The 11,898-nt window shown below is 66.7% G+C and carries 11 protein-coding genes; 6 read left to right on the top strand and 5 right to left on the bottom strand.

What is annotated here, in order from left to right:
• Together AB0J29_RS30015 and AB0J29_RS30010 are read right to left on the bottom strand one after the other, a co-directional pair.
• Positions 1-2,955, bottom strand: a 2,955-nt coding sequence (locus tag AB0J29_RS30015) for a hypothetical protein (protein WP_364793518.1), incomplete at its 3' end; no start/stop codon positions are given.
• Between the two features lie 115 nt (positions 2,956-3,070).
• On the bottom strand, positions 3,071-3,430 hold the full coding sequence (locus AB0J29_RS30010) for a hypothetical protein (protein ID WP_364793516.1): 360 nt from the start codon (positions 3,428-3,430) through the stop codon (positions 3,071-3,073).
• Between the two features lie 288 nt (positions 3,431-3,718).
• Here AB0J29_RS30010 and AB0J29_RS30005 point away from each other — a divergent pair, with 288 nt between their 5' ends.
• Positions 3,719-3,922: a hypothetical protein gene (locus AB0J29_RS30005; RefSeq protein ID WP_364793514.1), complete on the top strand. Its 204-nt coding sequence runs from the start codon at positions 3,719-3,721 to the stop codon at positions 3,920-3,922.
• A 119-nt stretch (positions 3,923-4,041) separates the two neighbouring features.
• On the opposite strand, the gene AB0J29_RS30000 is transcribed toward AB0J29_RS30005, so the two are convergent.
• On the bottom strand, positions 4,042-4,332 hold the full coding sequence (locus AB0J29_RS30000) for a hypothetical protein (protein WP_364793512.1): 291 nt from the start codon (positions 4,330-4,332) through the stop codon (positions 4,042-4,044).
• Positions 4,333-4,435: 103 nt separating this feature from the next.
• Here AB0J29_RS30000 and AB0J29_RS29995 point away from each other — a divergent pair, with 103 nt between their 5' ends.
• The gene (locus AB0J29_RS29995; RefSeq protein ID WP_364793510.1) at positions 4,436-5,137 is read left to right on the top strand and encodes a DUF2334 domain-containing protein; all 702 of its coding nucleotides are present in this window, start codon (positions 4,436-4,438) and stop codon (positions 5,135-5,137) included.
• A gap of 115 nt (positions 5,138-5,252) precedes the next feature.
• Here the strand turns inward: AB0J29_RS29995 and AB0J29_RS29990 are convergent, their stop codons facing one another.
• Positions 5,253-6,665, bottom strand: a complete 1,413-nt coding sequence (locus tag AB0J29_RS29990) for a glutamate decarboxylase (RefSeq protein ID WP_364793508.1) — start codon at positions 6,663-6,665, stop codon at positions 5,253-5,255.
• A gap of 258 nt (positions 6,666-6,923) precedes the next feature.
• On the opposite strand from AB0J29_RS29990, the gene AB0J29_RS29985 reads away from it, so the two are divergent.
• Positions 6,924-8,288, top strand: a complete 1,365-nt coding sequence (locus AB0J29_RS29985) for a dipeptidase (RefSeq protein WP_364793572.1) — start codon at positions 6,924-6,926, stop codon at positions 8,286-8,288.
• 86 nt (positions 8,289-8,374) lie between these two features.
• Here AB0J29_RS29985 and AB0J29_RS29980 read toward each other — a convergent pair whose 3' ends face one another.
• Positions 8,375-9,019, bottom strand: a complete 645-nt coding sequence (locus tag AB0J29_RS29980) for an MBL fold metallo-hydrolase (protein WP_364793506.1) — start codon at positions 9,017-9,019, stop codon at positions 8,375-8,377.
• Positions 9,020-9,114: 95 nt separating this feature from the next.
• On the opposite strand from AB0J29_RS29980, the gene purS reads away from it, so the two are divergent.
• The 3 genes from purS to AB0J29_RS29965 all read left to right on the top strand — a co-directional run bounded on the left by purS (position 9,115) and on the right by AB0J29_RS29965 (position 11,887).
• Positions 9,115-9,354, top strand: coding sequence for a phosphoribosylformylglycinamidine synthase subunit PurS (gene purS, locus AB0J29_RS29975; protein WP_040686358.1), 240 nt, complete (start codon positions 9,115-9,117; stop codon positions 9,352-9,354).
• 97 nt (positions 9,355-9,451) lie between these two features.
• Entirely contained in the window at positions 9,452-10,120 is a 669-nt protein-coding gene (gene purQ / locus AB0J29_RS29970) for a phosphoribosylformylglycinamidine synthase subunit PurQ (protein WP_364793504.1), read from the top strand.
• Positions 10,121-10,588: 468 nt separating this feature from the next.
• Positions 10,589-11,887 carry a M18 family aminopeptidase gene (locus AB0J29_RS29965; protein WP_364793502.1) on the top strand — a complete coding sequence of 433 codons (1,299 nt, stop codon included), beginning with the start codon at positions 10,589-10,591 and terminating at the stop codon, positions 11,885-11,887.
• The last annotated feature ends 11 nt before the right edge of the window (positions 11,888-11,898 follow it).

Raw genomic sequence — 11,898 nt, 5'->3', positions numbered from 1 at the left:
ACCGTCGGGACTGAACGCCACCGATCCGACGCCGGTGTGGACGGTGAGGGGGTCACCGATCTGCTGCCCGGTGACCGGATCCCACAGCCGCACGGTGCCGTCGTAGCTGCCGGTGGCCAGGGTGTGACCGTCGGGACTGAACGCCACCGATCCGACGCCGGTGTGGACGGTGAGGGGGTCACCGATCTGCTGCCCGGTGACCGGATCCCACAGCCGCACGGTGCTGTCGTAGCTGCCTGTGGCCAGGGTGTGACCGTCGGGACTGAACGCCACCGAGATAACGCTGTTGGCGTGGCCGGTGAGGGGTTCACCGATCGGGTGCCGAGTGACCGGATCCCACAGCCGCACGGTGCCGTCGCGGCCGCCGGTGGCCAGGGAGTGACCGTCGCGACTGAACGCCACCGAGAAGATGCCGCTGGTGTGGCCGGTGAGGGGTTCACCGATCGAGTGCCGAGTGACCGGATCCCACAGCCGCACGGTGTCGTCGTCGCTGCCGGTGGCCAGGGTGTGACCGTCGGGACTGAACGCCACCGCGGAGACGCTGTCGGTGTGGCCGGTGAGGGGTTCACCGATCTGCTTCTGAGTGACCGGATCCCACAGTCGCACGGTGCTGTCGTCGCTGCCGGTGGCCAGGGTGTGACCGTCGGGACTGAACGCCACCGAGAAGACGCGGTCGGTGTGGCCGGTGAGGGGTTCACCGATCTGCTGCCGAGTGACCAAGTCCCACAGCCGCACGGTGCCGTCCCCGATGCTGGTGGCCAGGGTGTGACTGTCGGGACTGAACGTCACCGAGGAGATGTCGGTGTGGATGGTGAGGGGTTCACCGATCTGCTGCCGAGTGACCGGATCCCACAGCCGCACGGTGCCGTCGAAGCCGCCGGTGGCCAGCATGTGACCGTCGGGACTGAACGCCACCGAGAAGAGACCGCTGGTGGGGCCGGTGAGGGGTTCACCGATCTGCTTCTGAGTGACCGGATCCCACAGCCGTACGGTGCCGTCGTAGCCGCCGGTGGCCAGCATGTGACCGTCGGGACTGAACGCCACCGAGGTGACGCTGTTGGTGTGGCCGGTGAGTTTTGCGGTGCGTGGATTGCTGGCGGCGTTCCGGATCGCGTGGAAAGTTTCGTCGCTTTCGTGGATGCGCCAGGCGGCCAGAGCGGCGACCCGGGAGCCGTAGGGGTCGGTGGTGTACAGGAGTTGGCTTCTGCTGATCAGGTTTTGGGCGACCGCAATCCTGCGTTGCTCATCCGATTTCCGGGTTTGTTGTATGGCAACGCCTGCCACGACAGTCAAGGCGACGACGAGCAGCACAAGCGTCGCGGTGAAGGCCCGCCGTTGCCGGGCGCGGCGGCGGGCCGCGCGGGTGGAGGCGGTGAGGAATCGGTGTTCGAGGTCGGTCAGCGGAGTATGGCGGTCGGGTTCGGTACCGATTCGGGCCGCGGTGGCAGTGGTGGTGTCGAGGACGTTTCCGGTGAACAGGTAGGAGTTGTCGTGTCCGTGCTCGTCCCAGACGCCGGCCGCGTTGCGTAGGCGGGTACGTACGGCCCGGTCGGCGCGGGTGTCGGCCAGCCATTCATCGCGGAGCAGCGGCCACGTACCCAACAGCACTTCATGGCTGATCTCGACGCTGTCATCACCTAGAGTCAGCAGCCGTTCGGCGGCGAACGCCTCCAGCACCGTCTCCACGTCCGCGGTCTCTTCCGCGGTCGTGGTGAGATCGCTGCGGCGGGCGCGGTCAGCGGTATCGGTGCCGTCCGGACCGGCGATCGTGAGTCGGGTGAACACCTTGCGTGCCACCATCTGCCGCTCGGGAGTGAGGTCGTCGTAGGTGCGCTGGGCACTACGGGCGACCGCGCGATCGATCCCGCCGACCCGGTCGTAGTCGGCAGCAGTGAGACTGTCTCCGGCCCGTTGACGCCAGGCCCGGTCCAAGGCGTCGGAGACCAGCGGCAACACCCCCGCCCCTGATGCCGCGGCGGGGGTGTTCGAGGGGATGCGGGTAGCGGCACGAACCTCGCGCAGTAACTGTTCGGTGAGCTCATCCTCGACGCGGGCCCCGGCTGTCTTGGCGGGTTCGGTGATCGCCAGTCGTAGTTGGCGTTCGGTCATCGAGGTGAGCAGGCACCGATGCCGGATCGCCTCGGCCAATCCCTCGAGCTCGGCGCAGCGAGCCTCGAAATCGGAACGCACCACCAACACCACCAGCGCCGGCGGTGTCCCGGTCTCGGTCTGCGGTGTGGTCGCTGCCGCATGCAGGGCAGCGACGAACCCTTCGCGCTGGCTCGGGTCGGTGCACTGGGTGAAGATCCGTTCGAACTGGTCGACTACCACCAGCAACCGACGCCCACTATCGGGTGGCGCCCCAGGTGACACGGTGGTGGCCTGGGCGGCCGTGGCCGCGAATCCGGTGGGGTCGTGGCGCAACTCCCGCCGCAGGGTCGCCGCGTCCATGCCGGTCGCGCTGGCCGTCGCGCCCGCCAGGTCATCGAGAGGTGAGTTACCCGGGCTGAATACCACGAACGGTGGCCACCGATCCGCTCCCGGTAGCCCGTCCACGGCGCCGCTGCGGATCCGGGGGAGCACGCCGGCCCGCATCAGCGAGGACTTCCCGGAACCGGACACCCCGCCCACCGCCACAATCCTCGGCTCGGCAAACACCTCGCAGAGCTGGTGCAGCACATCGGTGATCGCGGGATCACGCCCGAAAAACAACGGCGCGTCGTGCTCCCCGAACCAGCCCAAACCCCGATACGGGAACTCGACCCTGCCACCGGCACCGATCAACGGCGCGGGTGCAGGCCGATCAGGAGACATTCCCCGGTAGTTGTAGATGGTGACGTTCTGGGTGTTGCCGTCGCCGGCGATCACACCCTGGCTGTATCGAGCATCGATGAACCCGGCGCCACCGCCGACCCGATACCCCGATCTCTCGGCACCGGTGCGGTCTAGATCCACCACGTCACCGCGCTCACCGGCATGTATATCAGGCCACCCGCCCTCACCCCGGGCGCCGCCGGGCGAGGTAACACCGCACTAGAAGCGGACCTTGCGCCGCTGAGCTGGCGTATTGTCACTGGGAGGTGTTGTTGTGGAAGGTGATATTGACGGTGCCTCCGTCGCCGGTATACACACCTTGAGCATGCCGCAGATCGTTGAACACCTGTTTCGACGGCACCGCATCGAGTACACGCTGAGCGAGTACCTGCCCCTCGACGTCGTCACCGACTCGGGCACGCCGCACCGCTGCTTCCACCACAGCACGATCACCACCGGCGCAGGACTCGTTCGCTTCCAGCGCCGCGGTAATCTCCACGTCCGCGCCGTCACCGCTGATACGGCGACGTAGCGCCCCGTACGCATCACGCACCGCAGCCGATGCCGCCTCCTGCCCACCCGCAGCAGCACCGGCCAGCAACGCAGTCACAATCATCGTGAACGGATCCATAAACGCTTTCCCCTTCAGACCTGTTGCACGGCAAGGCTACACACCGCACCCACACCAAGAGTGCAGTTGCCGGAAAGCATCGGTGACAGGCACGAAGCAGATGCGCGAGGATGCGGACCCGCAGCAGTAGCAGCTAGAAAGTGTCCTCGTACTCCGGCTCGGTGCCGGTGCCGATGGTTTTGCTCAGCAGCTGATCGTAGGTTTCAATGACGAGGCCGGACGCTCCTCGGGTCGCAGCGCCTCTGGATTGCGCACAGCCAGGAGCGGAAGACCGTGTTCGGCGCCCATTCGGTCGACCCAACGGATGAATTCCAGCGCGGATCCGGCGAACATCCGGCGGACGCGGTCTTGGAAGGCGCGTACGTCGTGGCCGGGCAGGAAATCCCGGGTGGATATCTCGCCGCACCCGCACCCGCAGGGTCGTTCCCGGAATTCGGCTTCTTCGGGGAGGTCGCTGTAGCCGACCGGATGGTTTGAGGCGTTCACCACGGGATCGGGTTGCTCGATCCAGGCGTCACGTACCGGGTGTCCCTCGGTGAGCACGTCGCCGGCGACGGCGACTCGATCATCGTGGACGGCGACGCCGGTTATCTCGCCTACGGCGCATACCCGACCATGTTCTCCAGGAACGTCTCGCGATCGCTGTCGCGATATTGCTCGATCCCCTGATATGCGCCGTTCGCGTTCATGATCGCGAGGTAGGCGTCGGCGATCTGATCCGGTGTCGCATCCGGCGTGCGGCTGCGCACCTGGTCGACGAAACCCTGTGTCGCGGTGCACTTTTCGTCTTGGCTGAAGATCTGGGGGTCGGCAGGATCGGCTAACGCCGTGACCGGTGCGATGAGGAGTAACGGAACGAACAGAACCCTGAGCAGGGCTGCCTTCACGCCGGAGACCCTAGGGGAGGTGTGCCGCGGGTGTGACGCAGTGTTCGTCGGCGGGTCATCCACGCTGCACGCCGAGTACATCTGCGGCTGGCACCGTAAGGTCATGAACGCTGAGCTGATCGTGTCGATTTCCGGGATCCGGGACACCACGCGGGATGCGGCTATCGAATTCGCGGCCGAAATGGATCGACGCGATGTACGACTTTCGCTGCTGGTCGCGCCCCGTTTGCAGGGGGGCTACCGGCTGCTGGAAGACCCGGCGACGCAGTCCTGGCTGCGTGGTCGGCGGGCCCGCGGCGATGCGATCGTGCTGCACGGTTACGACCAGGCGGCGACCAAGCGGCGTCGCGCCGAATTCGCCACGCTGCCCCGGCACGAGGCGCGTCTGCGGCTGACCGCGGCCGATCGGGTGCTCGAGCAAGCGGAACTGCGCACCCGGCTGTTCGCGGCCCCGCGCTGGGATGCGTCGGCGGGCGCTATCGAGGCGCTGCCCGAGGTCGGTTTCCGGCTCGCGCTCGGGCTGACCTCGATCCTCGATCTCGAGCGCAATACCGCGCAGAAGGCGCGCGTCTACGGCATCGGTGAGGGATTCCGCGTCGAGTCGTGGTGGTGCCGCGCATTGGTACTCGGTGCGGCCAAAACCGCACGTCGCGGTGGTGTGCTGCGCTTGGCCGTCTCCGCCGCTCAGCTCGGCCGCTCCGGCCCTCGGCAGGCAATGCTCGACGCGGTCGATCTCGCGCTGTTCCACGACGCGGCCAGCGAGGTGTACCGCTGGGAGCCGTTCACCGCCGTCAAGGCGGCCTGATCGAATCTGCTGGAAACCGTGTAGGGGGTGCGGTCGGCGCCGCCGCACGAGGCGCCGCCGCCCGAAATGGCGTAACCGGGCGGCGGCGCGCGGCGTAATCGGTACTCCGCCAGCGCTATTCGGTGCTCGACCGGACGGGTTTGGCCTTCGCGCTCGGTACGGCCGCGGTCGCATTGTGCGTGAAGCCGCCCGCTTCGGCTTGGGTGAGCGGTTCGGTCTGTGGATGCTTCGCGAGTTGCTCCATACCGCGCGCGATATCGGCGAGCAGTAGATCGGCCATATCGATGGTGAACCCGTGCCGGACCAGCGCGCGCATGATCGTCTCGTGCTCGCGGTCGGCGGGCAGCGGATACGCGGCGATCAGCCAGCCCCTGGTCCGTAGCCGATCCGACAGTTCGTACAGGTTGAATCCGACATCCTCGGTGAGTCGCCACGACACCGCCGCGATGCCCCGATGCGGATCGCCGCGGTGGACCATCTCGAACGGACCGAGTTTCAGCAGGCCATCGGCCAAATGCTGGGCGACGTGGTAGAGCTGGGACTGCAGGCGGGTGTATCCGGTGTGGCCCAGCCGGATGAATTCGTAGTACGAGGTGATCACCTGCCCGCCGGGGCGGGAGAAGTTGAGATTGAAGGTGGCCATGCTGCCGCCGAGATAATCCACATTGAAGATCAGCTCCTCGGGCAGATCGGCGGCCTCGCGCCAGATCGCCCAGCCCGCGCCGAGTGGCGCGAGTCCGGTCTTGTGGCCGGAGGCATTGATCGACTTGACCCGCGACAACCGGAAATCCCAGATCAGATTCGGTGCCGTGAACGGCGCGAGGAATCCGCCGCTGGCGGCGTCGACATGGATGGGGATATCCAGGCCGCTGACTTCCTGCAGCCGATCCAATGCCCGGCTTATCCCGTCGACATCTTCGAACAGGCCGGTGTAGGTCTGCCCGAAGGTCGGCACCACCATGATGGTGTTCTCGTCGCAGTAGGCGGATACATCGTCGGGATGCATGGTCAGCCGGTCCCCGCGCAGCGGAATCCGGCGTATCTCCACATCGAAATAGCGTGCGAACTTTTCCCAACACACCTGCACCGGGCCGCAGACGAAATTCGGTGTCCCGGTGCCGCCACGCTTGCGCCAACGGAATTTGGCGGCCAGACCGCCGAGCATCGCGGCCTCACTGGATCCGGTGGTGGAGGTGCCGTGTGTGGCGGCTGGAATCGGCGCATGCCACAGATCGGCGACCATCCGCACGCAGCGTCGCTCCAATTCGGCGGTCTGCGGATATTCGTCCTTGTCGACGATGTTTTTGTCCATGGATTCGTTCATCAGCCTGCGCGCCTGGTCATCCACCCAGGTGGTGCAGAAGGTCGCGAGATTCATCCGGGAGACGCCGTCGAGCATCAGCTCGTCGTGCACGATCTCGTAGGCGACCTGCGGAATCAACTCGTTTATCGGAAATCGGGCCTTCGGTGCCGACCGGCGCAGGCCCGGCAGGACGAATAGGTCGTCGGGCTCTAGTTCTTCTGTCATCGAACCGCCTCCGAAGATGGATCGCGTGATAATTGCGAAACAGCGGCAACCAGCGCCTATCAGCTTGGCATAGCGGCGCCCGGATTTTCGGTGTTCCGAGCCGGACGACACAGACCGATCGGTCGGCTGGTTTCCCGGTATGCATCGAGCGGTTCATGCCAGAGTGGGCGGGCGGCGCGCGGCCGGCCGCCGCTGTGTGCTGGATCGAAACGACAATGTGCAAGAGGAGCGGACCAGACGATGAACGAGGTTTCGCAGATGAACGACGACCCCCGCGTCGCGGCGCTGCGCCAGCGGGTGGCTGCGCTGATGCCGCAGGCGAAAATCGACCTCACCCAACTGGTTTCGTTCAAATCGGTGGCCGATCCCCGGCAGTTCCCGCCGGAGGAGTGCGATCGGACCGCGCAGTGGGTGGCAGACGCATTCGCCGGGGCCGGTCTGACCAAGGTAGGTCTGCACGAAACTCCCGATGGCAGTAAGGCCGTCATCGCCTCGCGTCCCGCGCCGAACGGTGCGCCGACGGTATTGCTCTACTGTCACTACGACGTGCAGCCGCCGCTCGACGACGATGCCTGGCGCACCCCGGTCTGGGAGCTCACCGAGAAGGACGGCCGCTGGTACGGGCGCGGCAGTGCCGACTGCAAGGGCAATATCGTGATGCACCTGACCGCGCTGCGAGCCCTGGGCGCGGAGCTGCCGCTCGGGGTCACGCTGGTCGCGGAGGGTTCCGAAGAGCAGGGCACGGGTGGACTCGAACAGTTCGTCGCGGCCAACCCCGAGTTGTTGCGCGCGGATGCGATTCTGATCGGCGACTGCGGCAATTTCGCGATCGGGATGCCGACCTTGACCGAGACCCTGCGCGGCAATGTGAACGTTATCGTCACCATCGAAACCCTTGCCGGAGCAATGCATTCCGGCATGTTCGGCGGTCCCGCCCCCGATGCGCTCACAGCGCTCGTTCATCTGCTCGCCTCCTTGCACGATGAACACGGCAACACCACGGTGGCCGGTCTGCCCAACGATCAGCGCTGGACCGGTGTGCAGTACTCGACGGACCAATTCCGCGCCGATGCAGGCGTGCTCGGCGGTGTCGAACTCGCCGGTGACGGCACGGTCGCCGATATGCTCTGGGCGCGACCGGCTTTGACGGTGCTAGGCATCGACGCACCGAAGGTCGTCGGCTCATCGGCGGCCATCCAGCCCGCTGCCCGAGCCCGGCTCAACCTGCGCATTCCACCGGGTACCGATGCGGGCGAGGCGCTGGAACTGCTGACCGCACACCTGCGGGCGCACACGCCGTGGCGCGCCGAACTCACCGTAGAAACCGAAGGCGCCGGCGCGCCGTTCCGGTCGGCCAGCGGCGGCCCCGCGCGCACCGCCATGGAGGCCGCGCTCACCGCCGCTTACGGCCGCGCCACGACCACCCAGGGCCAGGGCGGCTCGATCCCGCTGTGCAATGTCTTCGCGGACACCTATCCGGATGCCGAGATCATGCTGTTGGGCGTCGAAGAACCCAAATGCCTCATCCACGCGCCCAACGAGAGTGTCGACCCCACCGAAATCGAACACATGGCCCTCGCCGAGGCCCTGTTCCTCGCCACCTACGCCGAACAGGGCCGCTGAGCGGGTTGGACGCCCGATCCACCAGGTATCTGTGGCGGATTCTCTCGGCATTTGCCGCCATCGATACGTGGTGAGCAGGCCAGGGGTTAGAGGTCGCGGTGGTCTTCAGGGGCGATGACGGTGAATTCGGTACCGGCGGGGCCCATTTCGGCGAGGCGTCCGAAGTAGATGCCCTGCGCTTCGGGTTGGATGATGCCGAAGTGGATGGGGAAGGCGGTGCGGGGGGCGACCGCGCGCAGGTAGTCGACGGCCTCGCTGATCCGCATCCACGGTGCCGAGGCCGGGATGGCGAGGACGCCCACCGGCACCGGTGGCACCCAGAGCGAGTCGCCGGGGTGCACGAGTTCGGCCGGGTCGTCCGGGGTGCCGAGTTGGAAGACGGTGTTATCGATCACCGGGATCTCCGGGTGGATCACCGCATGCCTGCCGCCGCCTCCGGTGATCTGGAGTGCGCCGAGGGTGATCACATTGCCCGCATGCACTGCCTCCCACGGTTCGCCGCGCTGCTGCGCGGTCTGTGGATCGCTGAACAGGCGCGCGTTCGGGTTGTTGTCGAGCAGCGCCTCGATCCGGTTCGGATCGATATGGTCGGGATGCTGATGGGTCACGGCGATGGCGTCCAGGCCGGTCAGGCCCTCGAAGCCATGCGAAAAAGTGCCCGGATCGAATAGCACCTTCTTGCCGTGCAATTCGACGAGGATGCAGGAGTGGCCGAAGTGGGCTATGCGCATGGGGCCATGCTATTTGACTCGACCCCGACCGTAGCTCGGACAACCCGGACAACTACGCTGCTCAGGTAACCCCAACACCACCTGAGGAGCAACGCGTGGCACGAGTCGTGGTCGAGGTGATGCCGAAGGCCGAGATCCTGGATCCGCAGGGTCAGGCCATCGCCGGCGCGCTCCCGCGCCTGGGATTCGCCGGAGTGTCGGATGTGCGGCAGGGCAAGCGATTCGAACTCGATGTCGACGACAGTGTCAGCGACGCGGAGCTCGAACAAATCGCCGAGGCGCTGCTCGCCAACACCGTGATCGAGGACTGGAAGGTCGTGCGGGTTTCGGCATGAGCGAGCGTAGCGAGCGAACAGTGGACACAGCCGAGCGAATCGAAAACACAGCCGCCATTGCGGGCCTGCCGGAGCCCAGCGCCAGCGAGGCGCAGTCATGACCGCACGCATCGGGGTCATCACCTTTCCCGGCACGCTCGATGATGTCGACGCAGCTCGGGCGGTCAAGCTGGCGGGCGCCGAGGCGGTCAGCCTGTGGCACGCCGATGCCGATCTGAAGCAGGTCGACGCGGTGGTCGTGCCCGGCGGCTTCTCCTACGGTGACTACCTGCGCGCCGGTGCCATCGCCCGATTCGCCCCGGTGATGGGTGAGGTCGTCAAGGCCGCGGGGCGCGGCCTGCCGATCCTGGGTATCTGCAACGGTTTCCAGGTGCTGTGCGAGGCGGGGCTGCTGCCCGGTGCGCTGACCCGCAACGAGGGTCTGCATTTCGTCTGCCGTGACGAATGGCTGCGCGTCGAAACCGCGAATACCGCATGGACCTCGCGCTTCGAGCCCGGTGCCCAGATTCTCATCCCGGTCAAGAACGCCGAGGGCCGCTACCAGGCGTCCGAGCAGGTGCTCGACGAACTCGAGGGCGAGGGCCGGGTGGTCTTCCGCTACGCGGGCGACAATCCGAACGGCTCTCAGCGCGATATCGCGGGCATTTCCTCGGCCGATGGCCGAATTGTGGGCCTGATGCCGCATCCGGAACACGCCACCGAGCCGCTGACCGGTCCGAGCGACGACGGCCTCGGCTTGTTCCTCTCGGTACTCGACACTGTGTAGGATTTGCCGCGCCTTCGGCGCGGCGTGTTCGCGGCCCCCTGCTGTCTCGCGTCCGAGCGGCCGAGACTCGCGACTTCGTCGCATGCGCTTCGGCCACTCGGACGCGAGACGGGCCGCGAACGTCGCTCGTAAGACTTGCTCCGTGGTGGTCACCGTGTCTGGTAAGTCACCTCGAGTGATCTGGGCATGATGTCGAAATCGACGTCGTGGGCCAGCGCGATATAGCCGTGCTGCTGGGCCTGGTTTCTGGGGAATCGTGCGGCACGCGATCGGGGCCGTTCAACTCGAAACACCCGGCGGTTCCCGAGAGTACGTGGCCGATGAAAGCCCAGCGGCGCACGCCATGTTCGCGTTCTTGCCGAGCCTGGATCAATGATCCGCTCGAGGCGCCGAAGCAGGCGCGGGATCTGATCGAGATCGAGCCGATCGGATCCCGGGCTCGTCAGACGTCTGCCTAGGATCACAGGCATGCCCGTATCCACTACCGCTGCCACGGCCGCCGGGTTGTGCGCCTTCATCGACGATTCACCGTCGCCGTTCCATGTGTGCCGGACGGTCGCGCGGGAACTGGACGCCCACGGCTTCACCCCGCTCGCGGAGTCGGCGCCGTGGCCCTCGGATGGGCCGAGCCGCCATTACGTCGTGCGCGGCGGCTCCCTTGTCGCGTGGGCGACGGCCGATTCCGCGGGGGTGACGCCGTTCCGGGTGGTCGGTGCGCACACCGACAGTCCGAACCTGCGGGTGAAGCAGTATCCGGATCTGGCCACGGCGGGCTGGCAGTTGGTCGGGTTGGAGCCCTACGGCGGAGCCTGGCTGAATTCATGGCTGGACCGGGAGCTCGGCATCTCCGGACGGCTCAGTGTGCGCGACGGAAATGCGGTGCGCGACCAGCTGATTCGGATCGATGAACCGATTCTGCGCGTGCCACAGTTGGCCATCCACCTTTCGGAGGATCGCCGCGGTGTCACGCTGGATCCGCAGCGGCACGTCAATGCGATCTGGGGCCTGGGTGCGCAGCCGCGCTCGTTCCTCGATTTCGTCGCCGAATACGCCGAGGTCGATCCGCAGGCCGTGCTCGGCTGGGAGCTGATGACCCATGATCTGGCACCGAGCCGGTTGGTGGGCCGAGACCGCGATCTGGTGAGCGCGCCGCGCCTGGACAATCAGGGCACCTGCTACGCGGGACTGCACGCCTTCCTCGCGGCGATCGCCGAACCCGGTGCGGCCATTCCGGTGCTGGCGATGTTCGATCACGAGGAGGTCGGCAGTCAGTCCGATCGCGGCGCGCAGTCCGATCTGCTGCCGACGGTGCTCGAGCGCATCGTGCTCTCGCGCGGCGGCGGTCGCGCCGAATACCTGGCCGCATCGGCCGGATCCGTGTGTGCCTCGGGCGATATGGCGCATGCGACGCATCCCAACTACCCGGACCGGCACGAGCCCGCCCACCGCATCGAGGTCAATGGCGGCCCGGTGCTCAAGGTCAACCAGAATCTCCGCTACGCGACGGATGCGGCGGGTGCGGGTGCCTTCGCCCTGGCCTGCGCCCAAGCGGAGGTGCCCTTGCAGCGCTACGTGCACCGCGCCGATCTGCCTTGCGGCTCCACCATCGGCCCGATGACCGCCGCCCGCACCGGCATGCCGACCGTCGATGTCGGTGCCGCGCAGCTGGCTATGCATTCGGCGCGCGAAATCATGGGCGCGGAAGATGTTTCGGCCTACGCGGCCGCGCTGGCTGCTTTCCTGACCCCGGCACCGCTGGACCGGTAGGTGAGGTTGTC

This window comes from Nocardia sp. NPDC049707 (assembly GCF_040674855.1).
GTDB lineage: Bacteria > Actinomycetota > Actinomycetes > Mycobacteriales > Mycobacteriaceae > Nocardia.
The sequence above is the reverse complement of the archived record's forward strand: the minus strand, read 5'-3'. Positions and strand labels throughout refer to the sequence as shown.

Bases quoted from the DNA above. Each gene is read 5' to 3' on its own strand.
- AB0J29_RS29990 (WP_364793508.1), bottom strand. From the start codon at position 6,665: ATGACAGAAGAACTAGAGCCCGACGACCTATTCGTCCTGCCGGGCCTG.
- AB0J29_RS29995 (WP_364793510.1), top strand. From the start codon at position 4,436: ATGAACGCTGAGCTGATCGTGTCGATTTCCGGGATCCGGGACACCACG.
- AB0J29_RS29965 (WP_364793502.1), top strand. From the start codon at position 10,589: ATGCCCGTATCCACTACCGCTGCCACGGCCGCCGGGTTGTGCGCCTTC.
- AB0J29_RS29980 (WP_364793506.1), bottom strand. From the start codon at position 9,019: ATGCGCATAGCCCACTTCGGCCACTCCTGCATCCTCGTCGAATTGCAC.
- AB0J29_RS29985 (WP_364793572.1), top strand. From the start codon at position 6,924: ATGAACGACGACCCCCGCGTCGCGGCGCTGCGCCAGCGGGTGGCTGCG.
- AB0J29_RS30010 (WP_364793516.1), bottom strand. From the start codon at position 3,430: ATGATTGTGACTGCGTTGCTGGCCGGTGCTGCTGCGGGTGGGCAGGAG.
- purQ (WP_364793504.1), top strand. From the start codon at position 9,452: ATGACCGCACGCATCGGGGTCATCACCTTTCCCGGCACGCTCGATGAT.